The sequence below is a fragment of the Aggregicoccus sp. 17bor-14 genome, assembly GCF_009659535.1.
Classification (GTDB): Bacteria; Myxococcota; Myxococcia; order Myxococcales; family Myxococcaceae; genus Aggregicoccus.
Genome location: NZ_VJZZ01000004.1, coordinates 397828 through 416485, shown reverse-complemented (window position 1 = coordinate 416485; position 18658 = coordinate 397828). Strand labels below are relative to the sequence as shown.

Sequence of the window (18658 nt, the reverse complement as noted above, 5' to 3'; positions counted from 1 at the left end):
ATATGTAGATTTGCCGATATGAACGACTTGAGCCAGGCCTTCCGCGCGCTCGGAGACCCGACGCGGCTGCGCATCCTGCGGCTCGTGGCGCAGGCGCCGCTCAACGTGACGGAGCTGGTGTCGCTGGTGGGCGTGGCGCAGAGCTCGGTGAGCCACCACCTCGCGAAGCTGCGGGGCCTCGGGCTCATCCGCGAGGAGCGCCAGGCGGGCTTCAGCTACTACTCGCTGGGGCTCGCCGCGGACGACGGGCGCTGGCCGCTCATCCGGCTCGCGCAGGAGGCCGAGGACGGGGCGGGGGACCGCGCGCGGCTCGAGGACCTGCTGCGCCAGCGCGCCGACCGGCAGGCGCTCGCCGAGAGCCAGAACGGGCGCCTGCTCGAGCCCGGACAGAGCTGGTTCCTGTGGGCCGGCGCGCTCGCGAGCCTGCTGCCGGCGCTGGACGTGGCGGACTTCGGCTGCGGCACCGGCGTGCTCTCGGTGGCCATCGCCCGGTGGGCGAAGCAGGTGTGGGCCATCGACCAGAGCGCCGAGGCGCTGGAGGAAGCGCGCGAGCGCGCCAGGCGCGAGGGGCTCACCAACATCCGCTTCCTGCGCGAGGACCTGGGCGCGCTGTCGCTGCCGGACGGCAAGCGCGACCTGGTGGTCATCTCGCAGAGCCTGCACTACCTGGAGGCGCCCGGCGCGGTGCTCGCCGAGGCCGCACGCATCCTCAAGCCCGGCGGCCGGCTCGTGGTGCTGGAGCTGATGCCGCACGACGAGCGCTGGGTGCGCGAGCGCCTGGGGCACCGGCACCTGGGCTTCGAGCCGGAGGCGCTCGAGGCCTCGCTGCGCCGCGCCGGCTTCACCCACCTCTCCTTCGAGACCCACTCCCGCGACGGCGCGAGCCCCTTCCGCGTCTTCCTCCTCACTGGCGAGAAAAAGCGATGAGCCACTCTCCGATTCCCTCCCTCCCGCTGCCTCCGGATGCGCGCGCCGAGCGCATCCGGGCCCTCCGCGCCGCCCTGGCCGAGCGGGTGCTGGTGCTGGACGGCGCCATGGGCACGCTGCTGCAGGGCGAGGACCTGAAGGCCGCGGACTTCGGCGGCGCCGAGTACGAGGGCTGCAACGAGCACCTGGTGCTCACCCGGCCCGAGCTCATCCAGCGCATCCACACCCGCTACCTCGAGGCCGGCGCGGACGTGACCGAGACGGACACCTTCGGCGGCACCGCGCTGGTGCTCGCGGAGTTCGGGCTCGCCCCCCGCGCACTGGAGATCAACCGCGAGGCGGCCCGGCTCGCGCGCGCCGCCTGCGAGAGCGTCCAGCGGCAGGACGGCCGCCTGCGCTGGGTGGCCGGCAGCATCGGGCCCACCACCAAGGCCATCTCGGTGACCGGCGGCGTCACCTTCGAGGAGCTGGTGGACCAGTTCGCGCTGCAGGCGCGGGGGCTGTGCGAGGGCGGCAGCGACTACCTGCTCGTGGAGACGGCGCAGGACACGCGCAACGTGAAGGCGGCGCTGCTGGGCATCGCGCGCACCTTCGAGCAGCTGGGCTACCGGGTGCCGGTGGCGGTGTCGGGCACCATCGAGCCCATGGGCACCATGCTCGCGGGGCAGAGCGTGGAGAGCCTCGCCGCCTCGCTCGAGCACGTGGAGCTGCTCTACCTGGGGCTCAACTGCGCCACGGGGCCCGAGTTCATGACGGACCACGTGCGCTCGCTCGCGCAGCTCAGCCGCTTCCCGGTGGCCTGCGTGCCCAACGCGGGCCTGCCGGACGAGAACGGGCACTACCTGGAGACGCCCGAGATGCTCGCGCGCAGCTTGCGCCGCTTCTGCGAGCAGGGCTGGCTCAACGTGGTGGGCGGCTGTTGCGGCACGCACGCGGGCCACATCCGCACCCTCTCCGAGGCCGTGCGGGGCCTCGCGCCCCGCCGCCACGTGCCCTCGCCGCGCAGCAGCCTGTCCGGCGTGGATTACCTGGAGGTGCGCGAGGAGGAGCGGCCCGTCATCGTGGGCGAGCGCACCAACGTCATCGGCAGCAAGAAGTTCAAGGAGCTCATCGTCGCCGAGGCCTACGAGGACGCGAGCGAGATCGCCCGCGCCCAGGTGCGCCGCGGCGCGCAGGTCATCGACATCTGCCTCGCCAACCCGGACCGCGACGAGCGCGAGGACATGCGCCGCTTCCTCGAGTCCGTGGTGCGAAAGGTGCGCGTGCCCTTGATGATCGACAGCACGGACGAGCACGTCATCGCGATGGCGCTCACCTACAGCCAGGGCAAGGCGATCATCAACTCGGTGAACCTGGAGGACGGCGAGGAGCGCTTCGAGAAGGTGGTGCCGCTCGCGCGCCGCTTCGGCGCGGCGCTGGTGGTGGGCTGCATCGACGAGACCGGCATGGCCGTCACCCGCGAGCGCAAGCTCGCCGTGGCCAGGCGCTCCTTCGAGCTGCTCACCGGCAAGTATGGGATGCGCGCGGAGGATCTCTACTTCGACCCGCTCGTCTTCCCCTGTGCCTCGGGCGACGTGCAGTACACCGGCAGCGCGGTGGAGACCATCGAGGGGGTGCGCCTCATCAAGGGGCAGCTCCCCGGCGTGAAGACGGTGCTGGGCATCTCCAACGTCTCCTTCGGCCTGCCCACCGCGGGCCGCGAGGTGCTCAACTCGGTGTTCCTCTACCACTGCGTCCAGGCGGGCCTGGACATGGCGCTGGTGAACTCCGAGAAGCTCGAGCGCTACCCCTCGCTCCCGCCCGAGGACCGGCGCCTGAGCGAGGACCTGCTCTACGGCCGCGGGGAGGACCCCATCACTCCGTTCGCCGCGCACTTCCGCGAGAAGAAGCCGCAGAAGGCGCAGCGCTCGGACCTGCCGCTCGCGCAGCGGCTCGAGCGCTACATCGTGGAGGGCACGCGCGACGGGCTCGCGCAGGACCTGGAGCTCGCGCTGAAGGAACACGCGCCCCTGGACATCATCAACGGCCCGCTGATGAAGGGCATGGACGAGGTGGGCCGCCTCTTCGCCGCCAACGAGCTCATCGTGGCGGAGGTGCTGCAGAGCGCCGAGTCGATGAAGGCCGCCGTGAGCTTCCTCGAGCCGCACATGAGCCGCGCCCAGGCCGCGAGCCGCGGCAAGGTGGTGCTCGCCACGGTGAAGGGGGACGTGCACGACATCGGCAAGAACCTGGTGGAGATCATCCTCGCGAACAACGGCTTCGACGTGGTGAACCTGGGCATCAAGGTCCCGCCCGAGCAGCTGGTGGCCGCGGTGAAGGAGCACCGCCCGGACATCCTCGGGCTCTCGGGGCTGCTGGTGAAGAGCGCGCACCAGATGGTGGCCACCGCCGAGGACCTGAGCCGCGCGGGCGTGAGCGTGCCGGTGCTCGTGGGCGGCGCGGCGCTCAGCCGCAACTTCGTGGACAAGAACATCGCCCCTGCGTACGCGGGCACGGTGGCCTACGCCCAGGACGCGATGAGCGGCCTGGAGCTGGCGAAGCAGATGGTGGACCCGCAGCGCTTCGCGCAGCTCAAGGGCGAGCTCGCCGAGCGGCGCGAGAAGCTCGCGCGCGAGGTGCGCGAGCGGCCCAAGAGCGCGCCCGTTCCGGCCGTGCGCTCGCGCGAGGTGCCGCTGCTCGCCGAGCTCCCGCCCGCGCCCGACTACGAGCGGCACGTGCTCACCAACACGCCGCTGGACCACATCTGGCGCTTCATCAACCCGGTGATGCTCTACGGGCGCCACCTGGGCCTCAAGGGCGCCGCGCGCCAGCTGGGCACTCCCGCGGAAGGCGAGCTCGCGCGCACCGAGGAGGGGCGCAAGGCGCTCGAGCTCAAGGGCGTGGTGGACGAGCTCAAGGCGGGGCTGCGCGCAGGGCAGATGCACGCGCGCGCCGTGTTCCAGTTCTTCAAGGCGGGCAGCGAGGGCAACCGCGTGCTGCTCTTCGACGGCGCGAGCGGCCGCGAGGTGGCCCGCTTCGACTTCCCGCGCCAGGAGAAGGAGGGCGGGGTGTGCCTCGCGGACTTCGTGGCGCCGCTGGAGGGGGGCGCGCCGCGCGACAACGTCTGCCTCTTCGTCACCACCGCGGGCGCGGGCATCCGCGAGCTGAGCGACGACTACAAGGCGAAGGGGCAGTTCCTCAAGATGCACGCCGTGCAGGCGCTCGCGCTGGAGACGGCCGAGGGCTACGCGGAGCTCTTGCACACCCAGCTGCGCAGCATGTGGGGCTTCCCGGACCGGCCGGAGATGACGATGCTCGAGCGCTTCCGCGCGGAGTACACCGGCAAGCGCTACTCCTTCGGCTACCCGGCCTGCCCCCGCCTCGAGGACCAGGCGCTGCTCTTCGATGCGCTGAAGCCGCAGGACATCGGCGTGCAGCTCACGGATGGGTGCATGATGGAGCCGGAGGCCTCGGTGTCCGCCCTGGTCTTCCACCACCCGCAGGCGTTCTACTTCTCGGTGACCTAGTCTCCAGCGCTTCCGCGACCCGCCATGCCCGCGCCCACCATCCGCCGCGCCGTCCAGCTGCTGCCCCGCCTCGGTACCACCGCCGTGGGCAGCCTGCCGCTCACCCAGCTCGAGCTCGCGCTGCAGGCCGCGCTGCAGCTGGACATCCCCGCGCTCCCGCAGCTGCCGGTGGGGGCGCCCGCGGAGTTCATGCTGCCCGCCGCGCTGGAGGGGCTGCCGGGCCTGCGCGCGGACGCGGACGGCCTGTGCAGCGTGGACCCCGCGGCCTTCTCCGCGGGGCGCGCCGCGTTCGAGGAGCGGCTCGAGGCGGCGCTCGCGCCCGGCGGCTCGCTCGAGCCCTTCGAGCCCAGCGCCGCGGCGGCCCGTGCCTGGCGCCCCTTCCTCTGGGAGGTGGAGCACCGCAAGCTCGCGCTCGCCAAGGCGCAGCTCGCCGGCCCCTTCACCGTGCTGGGGGTGGTGCGCGGCGCCGCCGGGCCCGAGCTGCCCGGCCTGGAGGACGCGGTGTTCCGGCTGCTGCTCGCGCGCTCGCTCGCCATGGTGCGGGCGCTGCGGCGCGCGGGCACCACGCCGCTCTTCTTCCTGGACGAGCCCGGGCTCTACGCCTTCGCCCGCGCGAACCCCCGCCAGCTGCTCGCGCTGCAGCACCTGCGGCTGCTGGTGGCGAGCCTGCAGCGCGAGGGCGCGCTGGTGGGCGTGCACTGCTGCGGCAACACCGACTGGGGCAGCGTGCTGGAGACGGGCGTGGACGTCGTCTCGCTGGACGCGCGGCTCTCGCTCGAGCCGCTGCTGCTCGCGCGCGCGGCGCTCGCGCGCTTCCTCGAGGGCGGCGCCACCCTGAGCCTGGGCATCATCCCCACGGACCTCGCCGCGGGCTACAGCGTGGAGGAGCGGGTGGTGAGCGTCGCGGCGCTGCTGCGCGCAGGGCTCCCCGAGGGGCACTCCGCCCAGGCGCTCGCCGAGCACGTGCTGCTCACGCCCGCCTGCGGGCTCGCGATGCGCTCGGTGGTGGACGCCGAGCGCATCCTCGGAGAGCTGAAGCAGGCCCAGCGCCTGCTGCGCGAGGCGCTTACCTAGTCCTCCCTCTCCCCTTGGGAGAGGGAAGTGGCTTCCCCGCCGTGTTCAGGAGTGCCACCTCCAGCGCCTTGTGCATCGCGGTGCTCATCCCCAGCGCGAGCGCCTCCTCGCGCGTGCACCAGCGCAGGTCCACGAAGCCCGGCGCCGTCACCGGCACCTTCGCCCCCGAGACCTGCACGAGCCGCAGCGTGAGCGAGCGGTGCGTGAGCTGGCGCTTCACCTCACCGAGCGCGCGCTCGGGCAGCACGCGCACCCCGAGCGCCTCCGAGAGCGCCTCCCCCGCCTGCGCGTCCGTGGCCTCCGCCGCCACCTCCGCCGCGGGCAGCTCCCAGAGTCCGCCGAACAGGCCCTTCTCCGCGCGCCGCGCGAGCAGGAGGCGCCCCTCGTCATCCGCCCACACCGCAAGCGCGAGCGTGAGCAGCTTCGGCGCCGCGCGCACCTTCGCGGGCGGCAGCGCGTCCACGCGCCCGTGCCGGTAGGCGCCGCAGTGCTCGCGCACCGGGCATAGGAGGCACAGGGGCTTCTCCGGGCGGCACACGGTGGCCCCGTGCTCCATCAGCGCCTGGTTGAAGTCGCCGGGGCGCTCGCCCTGCACCAGCTCCCCCGCGAGCTGCCACAGCCGCGCCTCGCGCGCGCGGTCTCCGGGCAGCCCCTTCACCTCGAAGAGGCGGCTGAGCACCCGGGCGACGTTGCCGTCCACGAGCGGCGCCGCCTCGCCCCCGGCGATGGAGGCCACGGCGCCGGCGGTGTAGCGCCCGAAGCCGGGCAGGGTGAGCAGCTCGGCGGCGGTGCGCGGCAGCTGCCCGCCGTAGCGCTGCACCACCTCCTGCGCGGCGCGGTGCAGGTTGCGCGCGCGGCTGTAGTAGCCGAGCCCCTTCCACCCGGTGAGCACCTCCTCCAGAGGCGCCGCGGCGAGCGCGGCCACCGTGGGAAAGCGCGCGAGGAAGCGCTCCCAGTAGGGGATGACGGTGGCCACCTGCGTCTGCTGCAGCATGACCTCGCTGAGCCAGATGGCGTAGGGGTCGCGGGTGCGCCGCCAGGGCAGGTCGCGCTTCTCGCGGTCGTACCAGGCGAGCAGGGCGGCCCGCAGGGGGGCACGGGCAGCCTCGGGGAGCGAAGCCTTCACTGCGGGTGCGCTCGGGGCCGCGCGCCCTGTCTTCCGGGTGACCATCGCGCCCGGCACCCTAGGCCATTGCGAGAGCATGCGCTCGCCTGGATGCCTGCCCCCCTTCTGGAAGAGCGGGCGAGCGTCTAGAGTGCCCGCCCGCATGCCCCGCGTCCTGACGAACGACTTCTCCTGGTCGAAGAGCCGCCACGAGAAGCTCTCCGAGTGCCTGCGCGCCTACTACTTCCACTACTACCGCTCCTGGGGTGGGTGGGACCGCGCGGCGCCGGCCGAGGCGCGCGAGCTGTACATGCTCAAGAAGCTGGGCAACCGCTACACCTGGGCGGGCAGCGTGGTGCACGACGCCATCAAGGACGTGCTGCTCGACATCCGCGCGGGCCGCCCGGTGGACCCGCCGAAGGTGGAGGAGCGCGCGCGCAACGTGATGCGCGAGGACTTCCGCCACTCCAAGAGCCGCGCGTACCGCCAGGGCAAGGGGCCGCGCAAGTCCTTCTCGGGGCTCGTGGAGCACGAGTACGCGGAGCCGGTGACGGACCAGGCGTGGAAGGACAGCTGGGAGACGGCGCGCGCCGCGCTCGCGGGCTTCTTCGCCTCGCGCTGGCCCACCGTCGCGCGCTCGCTCAAGCCCGAGCAGTGGCTCGAGGTGGACGCGGGCTTCGAGTTCTCGCACTTCACCCTGGACGGGGTGAAGGTGTTCGCCATTCCGGACTTCGCCTTCGTGGACGAGGCGGGCACGCCGGTGGTGGTGGACTGGAAGACGGGCCGCGCGCGCGACGGCTACGACGAGCAGGTGCTCGGCTACGCGCTCTACGTGGCGCAGCGCTACCGCTTCCCGGTGGAGCGGGTGCGCACCTCGCTCGTGTACCTCAACGAGCTGCAGGACAGCCGCCCCCTGGAGACGGACGTGCCGGTGGACGAGGCGGCGATCGCGGGCTTCCGCGCGCACTTCTCGCGCTCGGTGGAGCGCATGCGCTCGCTGCTCGCGGACCCGGCCTCCAACGTGGCGAAGGACGAGAGCGCCTTCCCCATGACGGACGACCTGGGCGTGTGCGCGAAGTGCGTGTTCCGCCGCGCCTGCGGGCGCGAGAGCGTCGCCGTCGCCGCGGCCTAGCGGGCAGCGGCCAGCCGGCGCACCACGACGCCCGCCGCGTTCATCCCGAACACGCTGGTGACGAAGGCCACGCTGCCGTCGATCTGCGTGCGCGAGTCGCAGGTGTGGAAGTCGTTGTCGTTGGGGCACACGCACAGGAAGCCGTCGTGCGCGTCGTCGTACTTGAGCCCCACCGGCTGGCGGCGCACCTCGATGCTGTACACGGCGGTGATGCCGGTGTGCTTCTCGGTGTCCACGCCGTACTTGCGCTTGAGGAGCTTGCGGATGTCCTTGGCGAAGGGGTCCATGTGCGTCTCGCACAGGTCCTCCACGCGGATGGCGGTGGGGTCGAGGCGGCCGGCGGCGCCCATGGAGCTGACCACCGGCAGGCCGCGCTTCACGCAGGCGTTGAGCAGGTGCAGCTTCGCCTTCACGTTGTCGATGGCGTCCACCACGAAGTCGTAGCCCGGGCTGAGCAGCTGCTCGCTCAGCTCGTCGCGGTAGAACTCGCGCAGCGCCTCCACCTTCGCGTCCGGGTTGATCTCCCGGCAGCGCTGCGCCATCAGCTCGGCCTTGCTCTTGCCCACGGTCTTGGCCGTGGCGTGCAGCTGCCGGTTGGTGTTGGTGACGCACACCTCGTCGAAGTCCACGAGCGTGAGGTGGCCCACGCCGCTGCGCACCAGGCCCTCGGCCGCGTAGCTGCCCACGCCGCCCAGGCCGAACACCACCACGCGCGCGCCCGCGAGCCGCTCCATCGCGCTGTCGCCGAGCAGCCGCCCCGTGCGGTCGAAGCGCCGCGAGAGCTTGAAGGGCTTGGCGAGCGGGGAGACGGCGGGAGGGGGGACGGCGGCGGGCGTGGGGGTGGGCTGCTCGATCATGGCGGGGCCTCTATAACGCAGAGCGGCCCGCTACCGTGAAGGGGAGGGGAACGCTCCCCGGAACAGCTGGCGGGCGTTCTCGGTCGTCCGCTCGGCGAGCAACTCCAGGGGCTCCCCGCGCACCCGCGCCATCCCCTCGAGCACGCGGGGCAGGTGGCCGGGCTCGTTGCGCGTCCCGCGGAAGGGCACCGGCGTCTGGTCCGGGGCGTCCGTCTCCACCATCAGCCGCTCGAGCGGGATGGCCCTCAGCGCGTCCAGCGGCTTGCGGGCATTGGCCCAGGTGACCGGCCCCGCGAAGGAGAAGTGGCAGCCGCGGCCCAGGTAGAAGCGGGCGAGCTCCACCCCGCCGCTGTAGCTGTGCATCAGCACGCCCGCCTCCGGGAGCGGCACCTCCTTGAGCAGCGCGATGAGCGCGGGGTGCAGCCGGTGGCAGTGCATGAGCACGGGCAGGTCGTGGCGGCACGCGAGCTCGAGGTGGCCGCGCAGCACCCGCAGCTGGCGCTCGAGCGGGGCGCCGGGGAGGCTGGGCCCGTCCAGGCCGCACTCGCCCACGGCCACCGCGCCCCCGCGCGCGAGCAGCGCGTCGAGCCGGGCGAGGTGCGCCTCGTCGTCGCGCTCCGGGAGGTGGGGGAGCAGCTGCGGGTGGATGCCGAGCCCCACCTGCACCCGGGGCTCGCGGCCGGGCCAGGCCAGCACGTCCTCCCAGTCCGCGGGGCCCACCGCCGGGAGCACGAGCCCGGTGAGGCCCGCGGCCCAGGCGCGCGCGAGCACGGCGTCGCGGTCCGGGTCGAAGCGGGAGGCGTCCAGGTGGCAGTGGGTGTCGATCATCGGGAGGGGCGCGCGAGAGGCCCCTCTACCGCGCCCGGAGGCTACGGGCGATGCACAGTTGCAGCGGCCCGCGTCAGCGGGTGAGCACGATGCGGCGGCCCAGCGCCCGGGTCATCTGGGGGGACGTCACCAGCTTGAGCACCTCGTGGGGCTCGCCGCCCGCCGTGTCGAAGGCCGCGGCGATGATCTCCCCCAGGGACAGCTGCGCGAGGCTCGCGGCCGCCTGCACCCGCTGCGCGGTGCGACGCAGGGTGGGCAGCACGCGCCGCCCCTTGCGTGAGACCTTGCTCCCGGCTGCCTTCGTCACCCTGGCCATGGACGCTCCCGCTCTCCGCTGAGGTGGAAGAGGAGTTAGCAAGAGCAAGGCCAGGGGCTCGCCTCTCTGCCTGCCTCGTGATTCCGCGGGGTTGAGTGCGCTGACCAGCGCCGGACATCGCAAGCCGTTGAATGAATCTTTCCACTTGCCGCACCCATGGGTCCGGCCGGACGCACTATTTCGTTCAACCGGAGGGGGCGCGGGGTGCGCTAAACGCGGGTCATGAACAGCACCGTTGCCCCCCGGGTCCAGGTCCTCTTCCACGACAACTGCTTCGACGGGGCCGCGAGCGCCGCCGTGTTCACGCGCTTCTTTCGCGAGCGCGTCGCACCGCAGGCCACCTTCGGCTACGCGGGGCTCAGCCACCAGGCGGGGGGCTCGGCGGTGGACCCGGCGGTGTTCACGGGGGACGTGAACGCGATCGTGGACTTCCGCTACAGCCAGGACCCCCGGCTCACCTGGTGGTTCGACCACCACGCCTCTGCCTTCCAGCAGCCCGGGGACGAGGCGCACTTCCGCGCGGACGCGAGCGGGCGGAAGTTCCACGACGCGCACCGCAAGAGCTGCACGAAGTACCTCGCGGACGTGGCGCGCGAGCGCTTCGGCTGGGACGCGAGCCCGATGCAGGAGCTCATCGACTGGGCGGAGCTCATCGACGGGGCGCAGTTCCCCAGCCCCGAGATGGCCGTGGCCCTGAAGGAGCCGGCGCTGCAGCTGATGACCGTGCTCGAGCCCAACCGCGACCCCGCGCTCATCCCCGAGGTCATCCGGCGCATGCAGGGTGAGCCGCTCGCGCAGATTGCCGCCTCGCCCCTCGTCGCCCAGCCCTTCGCCCCTCTGTGGAAGAAGCACCAGGAGGACATCGAGCGGGTGCGCGCCAAGGCCGTCTACGAGCGGGGCGTGGTGCACTTCGACCTGGTGGACGAGGGCGTGGACAGCCTCAACAAGTTCATCGCCTACGCGCTCTACCCGCAGGCGCGCTACACGCTGTGGGTGGGGCGGGGGCCCAAGCGCAGCAAGGTGAGCCTCGGCTCCAACCCCTGGCACCCGGAGCTGCGCCGCCACGACCTCTCCCAGCTCGCGGGGCGCTACGGCGGCGGCGGCCACCCGGTGGTGGCCGCGGTGAGCTTCAAGGCAGACGAGCCCGAGCGCGCGCGCAGCGCCTACCGCGAGCTGCTCGCCGAGCTGCAGGGCGCGGAGTTGCCGTAGCGGCGGAATTCACCTGCTGTCCTGAATTTTCTGCGCGCAGGGCCTTGCCATTCACCCAGGGTCTGAGGGACAAGAAGAGCAGGTAGGCAAGCGGCCGCTGGTCTGAGTCGCTTGCCTACTTACCTCTGGAGGTCCTTCCCATGCGTCTCTCGCCCCGCGCGGGATTCACGCTGCTCGAACTGATGGTCGTGCTCGCGGTGGCCGCGATCCTCGCGGCCCTGGGGCTCGCCAGCCTGCAGGGAGTGGGGGACCGCACGGCAGCGCTGGGCGCGGCCAACGATCTGCAGTCGGTGCTCAACCTCGCGCGTGCGCGCGCCTACGAGCGCGGCGTGGACGTCTGGGTCATCGTCTATCCCGAGGGCCAGCGCGACGGCCCGAGCGACGGCGGCGGGGCCTACTTCGTCTACGAGGACCGCTCCGGCCAGTTCGGTGCCGCCGACGGTGGTGCGCCGGACGGGGGCCTGAGCTACGCGCAGTTCGCTCCCCCGTCGCGGCTGCGCCCGACTGCGGGCGTGGCGGAGGGCGTGCTCGTCGAGGAGCGCTACCTCGCGGACTACTCGCGCCGCGCCGGCGTGCACTTCGGCGTGAACCCGGCACTCGCGAGCTTCTCGGCCCCGTTCGCGATGGACGCCGGCACCTGCAGCTTCTGTACGGGCACGCCCGCGCGCGGGGCCATCGTCTTCAGCGGGGACGGCACCACCCGCTTCGTGGACGCCAGCGGCGCGCTGGTGGCCGAGCGCGCGGCGTCGCTGGGCATCGTCGATGCGGCGCAAGCGCGCGCGTACCTCTTCGGCATCTCCGCCCCCACCTCCTTCGTCGGGACCTACGGACCATGACGGCCTCCCCCTCGCCTCGTCACCGTCGTCTCGCTCGCCGCCGGCGCGCAGCCCCGCGGGGCATGAGCCTCGTGGAGGCGCTCGCGGCGAGCGCCATCCTCCTGGTGGGGCTCGCAGGCGTGCTGCAGGGCGTGATCACGGCCTCGCACCAGAACGCCCTGGCCGGCCGCATGGCGCGCGCAGGCTCCGTGGCCCAGCAGGTGCGCGCCGGGCTCGAGGTGCTCGGGCGCGCGCGGGTCAACGCGCTCTTCGACACCTGCTCCAGCGCTCCGGACGTGCTCGCGCTCGCCGGCGGGCTCGAGGCGCTCCCCGCCGCCGAGGCCGCCGTGTGCGTGGTGGACTTGGACGCGCACGACGACGCCCCCACGGCGGCGAGCCCGGCGCTGGTGCCGGGCTACCTCGCGGAGAACCGGCAGGTGTTCCGCCGGGTGCTCGTGCGCATCCGGCCGGTGGCCGCCGCGAGCACCGAGCAGGTGGCGGTGGTGGTCTCCTGGCGCAGCCTCGCGCAGCGCCAGTTCCTGCCGCTCTTCATCGGCCTCTACGATCCCGCCCTCAACGGCGCCCTGGTGGAGATCTGACGTGAGGCGCCCGGGCATACACGCTGCGCGGCGGGGCTTCACGCTGCTCGAGATGATGGTGGGCATCGCCATCACCGCCATCATCCTCACCGCCGTGACCGCAGCCTTTCTCGCCGTCTCGCGCAGCTACCACGGGGAGGCCCTGGTGAAGGGCGCGGTGGAGGGCTCGCGCACGGCGGAGATCTACATCGAGCGCACGCTGAGGATGGCGGGCTACGGCCTGGATCCCGTGCACGCCTTCGACGTGCAGACGGCCGGCCTGCCCGGCAACGACAAGGACAACTACGCGTCCACCGTCTCTGGAGACACGGTCACCACGGACGACCTCGCCTTCCGCTACCGCGACCCGGCCTTCCTGCGCCGCGGGGTGCTCTCCACGGACGGCACCGCGCTCACCCTCGCGCCGGACACCACCTGGGGCTTCACCCCGAAGGTGGGCCAGGCGCTGCTCATCGCCTGCCCGGGCGCGCGCCAGTACACGGTGCGCCGCGTGGTCTCCAGCACCGCAACCACGGCGGTGCTCACGGACCACGCCGCGGTGCCGGCCTTCCCGGGCCCTGGCGCCGCGTGCCTCTCGGACGCCTCCGAGCGCCCCTTCGTGATGCTCGTCCACGAGCTGCGCCTGCGCGTCATCCGCCTCGGCAGCCGCCCCTACCTCGTGGCCTTCCGCAACCTGGACCCGGTCGCGGGGAACACCGACTACGACCCGGTGGCGGCGGACGTGGAGAACTTCCAGGTGGCGTACGTGATGAACCGCCCCCGCACGGGCGCGGCCACGCCGGTGGACGGCACCGGGGGCAACTGGATCCTGGGCGACGACCCGGCCACGGACAACGACCTGCCGCTCACCACCGCCACCGCGCCCACCTTCGACACCGGCTACGACGACTCCGCCCGCTTCTCCCGCCACCCGGCCAACGTGCGCGCCGTGCGCGTGAGCTTCACGGTGCGCTCTGCCCGCAAGGAGAGCACGGGCCGCATCGCCTTCGCGCCGCAGACGCTGGAGAACCAGACGCTCTCCGGCGCCGCGGACGGCTACTACCGCCTCAGCGTCACCACCTCCGTGCGCGTGCCCAACCTGGCGGCGCGCGCCTTCTTCGTCCCACCCATCCAGCTCACCGGTGCGGATCCCGCTGAGCTCAACGTGTGGGGAGGCTAACCCGATGCGTCCGAACCTCGCTCCGGCCGTGCGCGGCAGCGCGCTGCTGCTCACCCTCGTGGCGCTCGCGGTGCTGGGCGTGCTGGTGGTGGGCGCCATCCAGTTCACCGGCACCAACCGCATGGCGGCGGTCTCCAAGATGCGCGGGGACCGCGTCTCGGCCTGCGCCGAGACGGCGCGGCGCTACCTGCTCGCGAAGCTGCGCCTCTACAACCTGGACCCCACCAGCCTGCGCCTCGAGCAGACGCTGATGGACGACGCGGTGGCCTCGCGCCGCTCGGTGATGACCACCACGCACTACGGCGATCCGAACGGGCAGGCCACCGTGGTGGCCGTGTCGGCCTCGTCCGTGAGCAGCTCGCGCGGGCAGGCGCGAGACCTCGCCAACCGCCTGGTCCCCCCCACGATGGGCGGCGCGTACTACCGCGTCGTCGTGATGTGCAAGGAGGAGGGCCGCTCCTCGGAGCTCGAGTTCCTCTTCCGCTATGGCCTCTGAGATGGGAGCCCTCCCGATGCGACTCCTCCGCCTTCCCCTGGCCCTCCTGCTCTCGCTCGTGCTCTCGCCCACCGCGAGCGCGGGCCCGGGCGACGCCGCCTGCTGCACGCAGTCCACCTCGCGCCTGGACGAGATGATGAACCCGGTGAGCGCCGGCGACGAGCGCTTCTTCACCTCGCCGGGCGGCGCACCCAACGTGGCCATCGTGCTGGACAACTCCACGTCCATGTACGAGTGGCCCCTCACCTACGAGGGCAGCAGCAACAACTGCGACTCCTCGCTCATCCACGCGCTCGGCTACGACAAGAACGCGGTGTACGAGCCGGAGATCCGCCAGCTGAACTCGAGCTCGCCCAACAACCGCTTCTTCAACGAGTGGTTCGCCAACGACAAGGTGTACCAGGTGGCACTGGGCCAGGAGTCGGACGTCAACGGGATGATCGGCGACTACGGCACCCGCGACAACCAGGGGTCCATCACCGTCTCCGACAGTACGCCGCCGCGGGGCAGCAGGTGGACCGGCGCCACGCGCGCGGACGCCATCAGCTCGGCCTGCAGCGGCACCAGCAGCAGCGACACCTGCCAGCGCTGCCTGCGCGACGAGGGCTACTACATCGACCGCCTCACCGCGCGCAGCCGCATGGTGGGCAACTTCCTCAACTTCTTCTCGCCCCGCTACATCATGGCGCGCCGCGTGGTGAAGCAGGTGGTGCGCGACATCCGGCCCGTGCGCATGTCGTTCTTCGACTTCGGCCTGGACGAGAACCAGCCCTCTCCGCGCCTGCGCCAGGCCTTCAACCCGCCCTGCAACCAGAGCGACCCGGCGGCCAACGCGAGCAACTTCGACAGCAACCGCCAGTCCATCGTGAACGATCTGAACACCGTGAAGCTGCGCGACTACACGCCGCTCGCCCAGACGCTCTACGGCGTGGGGCGCTACTTCACGGACACCTCCAACGCCAACTCGCTCTACCCGGCCACGGTGGGCAGCAACTGGGCGGACGTGCTCAAGCGCACGCCCAGGAACGTCGTCGTGCGCAACGCCTCTACCTCGGGACTGGACGAGCGCGGCGGGCAGAACATCTCGGTGTGCACGGCCTGCAGCTTCAACGCGGCCATCGTCCTCACGGACGGAGAGCCCACGGGTGCCCTGGACTCCCAGATGCCCAGCGCCGTCAACAGCCCGCAGGAGGTCACCTGCGACGGCTGCCCCGACAGCGACTTCGACGACGTGGCCCGCTTCCTGTGGACCCACGACCTGCGCGGCGACCAGGCCGGCGACCAGAAGCTCGCGACCTACACCGTGGCCTTCGCCCTGGACCCCGACTCCTCGGGCGGCAAGCTGCTCGCCAGCGCGGCCACCGCGGGCGGCGGCCTGCCCTTGTCCGCGAAGAGCGCGCCGCAGCTGAAGCAGGCCCTGCTCAACATCTTCGAGGACATCAACAACCGCAGCACCTCGTTCTCCTCGGCCTCCTTCGCCTCGCTGCAGTCCGCGGACGTCACCGCGAGCGCCGTGCTGCCGCGCATGTCCCCCCAGCGCAACCAGCCCTGGCGCGGCGCCCTCTACCGCTTCGGCCAGTTCAACGAGTTCGTGGAGGACCAGGACAAGAACGGCGACGGCGACAAGGACGACCTCTTCCTCACCGACTCCACCGGGGCCGTGGTGCGGGAGGACAGCACCGGGCAGTTCGTGCGCGCGCCGACCCCGGGCAACCCCAGCACCCCGGACGCCACCCCGTACTGGGAGGCCGGGGCCAAGCTGCGCGAGCTCGGCTGGGCCGCGCGCAAGGTCTACACCGTCACCGACTCCAACACCGACGGGCTCTTCAGCGAGCAGGACGCGGTCATCGCGTTCAGCACGGACAACTGGGCCACGCTCAAGCCCTACCTCGGCGTCGCGGGCACGGCCTTCTGTCCCACCGCCGTGGACGCGGGCAACTTCTTCCGGCTGCTGGGCCGCACGACCGCCGAGATGGCCGCGCTGGTGGGCGTGACCGACACCTCGACCCAGGCGCGGCGCGACGAGCTGTGCGTGAAGGCGCTCATCCAGTACGTGCGCGGGCGCGACCTCGCGGACGAGGACCGCGACGGCAGCCGCGACGACTCGCGCCCCTCCATCCTGGGCGACATCTTCCACTCCTCGCCCGTGGAGGTGGGCCCCCCGGTAGAGCCCACGCTGTGCAAGCTCGGGGTGTCCAACCAGTGCCTCTACACGCTGTTCGAGCAGGAGCTGGGCGTCGCAGCCACGCCGCTGGCGAGCTACACGGCGCAGCCCACCTGCGACGGCACCTCCACGGTGACGCGCAACGCCTACGACAAGTACCAGTGGGACCAGCGCAGGCGCGACAAGCTCATCCTCGTGGGCTCGAACGGCGGCATGCTGCACGCCTTCCACGACGGTGACGGCGCGGCCGACTGCGCGAGCGGGCTGGTCAACTACTCGGGTAGCAGCGGCCGCGAGGTGTGGGCCTTCGTGCCTCCGGACCTGCTGCCCCGCCTCCAGGACCTGCCGCGCGGCCACAGCTTCTACGTGGACGGCGACGTGATGGTGCGCGACATCTGGGCCGACCAGGACGGGGACGGCGTCAAGGACGCGGACGAGTTCCACACCGTGGCGCTCGCCGCGGAGGGCCGCGGCGGCACCCACTACTTCGCGCTCGAGCTGAAGTTCGACAGCAACGGCGATGCGACCGCCCCCGGCTTCCGCTGGCTCTTCCCGCAGCCCTGCTCGGACGAGGCGGCGCGCTTCGGCAAGACCTTCCTCTCGCTCAGCCCCAAGCCTCCGCCCATCGGGCCGGTGCTGCTCGCCAGCGAGGACGTGGGCCAGGTGCGCCACGGCGTGCGCTCGCAGGAGACGTGGGTGGCCATGCTGCACGGCGGCTGGTCCCCCATGAACGAGAAGGGCCGCGGCCTCTACATGGTGGACGTGTGGCGCGGCGAGGTGGCGAACCGCACGGACAAGGACAACCTGCTCTGGAAGTGGGAGTACGACGACGCCGCGGACGGCGAGCGCCAGGTCACCCGCAAGTACATGACCCACAGCTTCGCCGCCCCCGTGGCGATGGTGGACTACGGCGGCAACGACGAGGTCGCGAGCGACGGCTTCTTCGACACCGGCATCGTCGGAGACATGGCCGGCCAGCTCTGGACGCTGCGCTTCTACGCCCCGGGCCAGCGCGGCAGCGACGGCCTGGTGACCAACTGGAGCGCGGCGCGCTCCTTCGAGCAGGACCGCTACGCCGTGAACGCGGCGGGCGCGAAGAGCGTGAAGAACGTCTGGCCCTTCTTCTACCTGCCCTCGGTGGCGCTGCAGGTGGACAACAAGGCGCTGCGGGCCTTCGTGGGGACGGGCAACCGCTACGCCCTGCTGGAGCGCAAGGCGGGCACCTGCCGCTTCGACGATCCTGCCTCCTGCTCCAAGTACGGCTGCTCGAGCGTCTCGCACGACTACCAGGTGCAGCGCGCGGCGCTGAACCAGACGGCGGCCTCCACCGCGTGGGGCAATGCCACCCTGGGCGCGAGCAGCGTGGAGGCGGCCTCCCGCACGGCGAGCTTCTGCGGCAGCGCGAGCACGGACAACGTGGTGGCGGGCTTCTCGCTGGACGGCGCCACGAGCTGTCCCATGGCCTCGGGCCCCGCCCAGGACTTCGACTTCCGCCAGGGCCTGGAGGTGCGCTGCGGCCAGGATGCCGCCGGCAACTACGCGTGCCGGTACACGGACCTCTCGCAGCTCAACGAGCTGGGCGACACCAGCGTCACGCCCACGGCGGCACGCCTCGCAGAGCTCGGCCGCAACCGCTTCTACGGCGTGTGGGTCTACGGCAAGCGCTCGGACCGCATCTTCGACGAGGGGCTCATCGCGCAGGAGACGGGCAAGAAGACCGTGGCCCAGTTCGACGCCGCCCGCCTCACCGACCGCGGCGATGCCGCGCACCCGGCAGAGCTGGTGGACGTCACGCGCACGAGCTGCACGAGCACGAGCTGCTCGGGGAACGCGGGCGCGGAGACCGGGCTCGGCTGGTTCCTCGAGTACGAGGACACCGCCGGGGCGCCCACCGTGGCCTCGCTCGAGCACAAGACGGCCGGTGGCGCTGCGCTGCTGGGCAGCTGCGTGCTCTGGAGCACCGTGTACCCGGTGACCACGACCGCCACCTGCGCCGCTCCGGCCAACGCCCGCAGCTACGGGTACCAGGCGGACTTCGTGACCGGCCAGCCGAACTGCGCGCTGGGCTTCCTGCGGGCCGATGCGACCTACGATCGCCGCAAGGGGCGCGACGTGCTGGCCCCGCCTCCGGAGCCGGGCACCGCCATCCAGGTCTCGCGCAGCGGCCAGGTGCGCTACAGCGTGGCCTTCCTCGAGCCGGGCACCACCGAGGCGACCAAGTTCAATGTGAGCTCGGGCGGAGACCTCCTCCAGTCCATCTACGAGCTGCCCGTGTCGCGCGCCCTGCACGCGTGCCGCCACGAGGACCCGAAGAACTGCTACCCGGCGGCGCCCTGAGCGGGGCGCGGGAGGGCGAGGCGCGCTGACGCCCTCCTCGCGCTCAGGCGCAGCCGGAGCCTGCGGCCCGCGGCGGGACCGCGAGGCGCCCGGCACGGGCGCGCGGCCCGTACGTCGGGAATCCGCAGCGTGCG

14 protein-coding genes are annotated in these 18658 nt (G+C 72.3%); 10 read left to right on the top strand and 4 right to left on the bottom strand.

Translation table 11 applies throughout. The features are described 5' to 3' along the window. The first annotated feature begins 18 nt into the window (after positions 1-18). The 3 genes from FGE12_RS10525 to FGE12_RS10515 are packed head-to-tail and all read left to right on the top strand — an operon-like array spanning position 19 to position 5507. Positions 19-927: a metalloregulator ArsR/SmtB family transcription factor gene (locus FGE12_RS10525; protein ID WP_153866241.1), complete on the top strand. Its 909-nt coding sequence runs from the start codon at positions 19-21 to the stop codon at positions 925-927. Continuing rightward, a complete protein-coding gene (gene metH, locus FGE12_RS10520; protein ID WP_153866240.1) occupies positions 924-4433 on the top strand; it encodes a methionine synthase in 3510 nt (1169 codons plus the stop codon). Before FGE12_RS10525 ends, metH begins: the two co-directional genes overlap by 4 nt. Before the next feature lie 24 nt (positions 4434-4457). After that, positions 4458-5507 (top strand): hypothetical protein, encoded by a 1050-nt coding sequence (locus FGE12_RS10515; RefSeq protein WP_153866239.1) that lies wholly within the window; start codon positions 4458-4460, stop codon positions 5505-5507. Here FGE12_RS10515 and mutY read toward each other — a convergent pair. Continuing rightward, positions 5500-6678 (bottom strand): A/G-specific adenine glycosylase, encoded by a 1179-nt coding sequence (gene mutY, locus FGE12_RS10510; RefSeq protein ID WP_153866238.1) that lies wholly within the window; start codon positions 6676-6678, stop codon positions 5500-5502. The genes FGE12_RS10515 and mutY overlap by 8 nt on opposite strands. Positions 6679-6775: 97 nt before the next feature. Here mutY and FGE12_RS10505 point away from each other — a divergent pair, with 97 nt between their 5' ends. After that, positions 6776-7744 carry a PD-(D/E)XK nuclease family protein gene (locus tag FGE12_RS10505; RefSeq protein WP_153866237.1) on the top strand — a complete coding sequence of 323 codons (969 nt, stop codon included), beginning with the start codon at positions 6776-6778 and terminating at the stop codon, positions 7742-7744. Here FGE12_RS10505 and FGE12_RS10500 read toward each other — a convergent pair. The 3 genes from FGE12_RS10500 to FGE12_RS10490 all read right to left on the bottom strand — a co-directional run bounded on the left by FGE12_RS10500 (position 7741) and on the right by FGE12_RS10490 (position 9745). Then, positions 7741-8601: a ThiF family adenylyltransferase gene (locus FGE12_RS10500; RefSeq protein ID WP_153866236.1), complete on the bottom strand. Its 861-nt coding sequence runs from the start codon at positions 8599-8601 to the stop codon at positions 7741-7743. The genes FGE12_RS10505 and FGE12_RS10500 overlap by 4 nt on opposite strands. Before the next feature lie 30 nt (positions 8602-8631). Then, on the bottom strand, positions 8632-9429 hold the full coding sequence (locus FGE12_RS10495) for a TatD family hydrolase (RefSeq protein WP_153866235.1): 798 nt from the start codon (positions 9427-9429) through the stop codon (positions 8632-8634). A gap of 73 nt (positions 9430-9502) precedes the next feature. Beyond that, complete coding sequence (locus FGE12_RS10490; RefSeq protein WP_153866234.1) at positions 9503-9745, bottom strand: hypothetical protein; 243 nt, start codon at positions 9743-9745, stop codon at positions 9503-9505. 222 nt (positions 9746-9967) lie between these two features. Here FGE12_RS10490 and FGE12_RS10485 point away from each other — a divergent pair, with 222 nt between their 5' ends. The 6 genes from FGE12_RS10485 (at position 9968) to FGE12_RS10460 (ending at position 18524) form a co-directional block, all read left to right on the top strand. Beyond that, on the top strand, positions 9968-10954 hold the full coding sequence (locus FGE12_RS10485) for a hypothetical protein (RefSeq protein WP_153866233.1): 987 nt from the start codon (positions 9968-9970) through the stop codon (positions 10952-10954). A 140-nt stretch (positions 10955-11094) separates the two neighbouring features. Then, positions 11095-11790, top strand: coding sequence for a Tfp pilus assembly protein FimT/FimU (locus FGE12_RS10480; RefSeq protein WP_153866232.1), 696 nt, complete (start codon positions 11095-11097; stop codon positions 11788-11790). A gap of 62 nt (positions 11791-11852) precedes the next feature. After that, a complete protein-coding gene (locus tag FGE12_RS10475) occupies positions 11853-12368 on the top strand; it encodes a prepilin cleavage protein (protein WP_228530695.1) in 516 nt (171 codons plus the stop codon). Between the two features lies 1 nt (position 12369). Beyond that, positions 12370-13527, top strand: coding sequence for a prepilin-type N-terminal cleavage/methylation domain-containing protein (locus tag FGE12_RS30915; RefSeq protein ID WP_153866230.1), 1158 nt, complete (start codon positions 12370-12372; stop codon positions 13525-13527). Between the two features lie 4 nt (positions 13528-13531). Continuing rightward, a complete protein-coding gene (locus FGE12_RS10465) occupies positions 13532-14023 on the top strand; it encodes a hypothetical protein (protein ID WP_153866229.1) in 492 nt (163 codons plus the stop codon). Positions 14024-14039: 16 nt separating this feature from the next. Next, on the top strand, positions 14040-18524 hold the full coding sequence (locus FGE12_RS10460; RefSeq protein ID WP_153866228.1) for a PilC/PilY family type IV pilus protein: 4485 nt from the start codon (positions 14040-14042) through the stop codon (positions 18522-18524). The last annotated feature ends 134 nt before the right edge of the window (positions 18525-18658 follow it).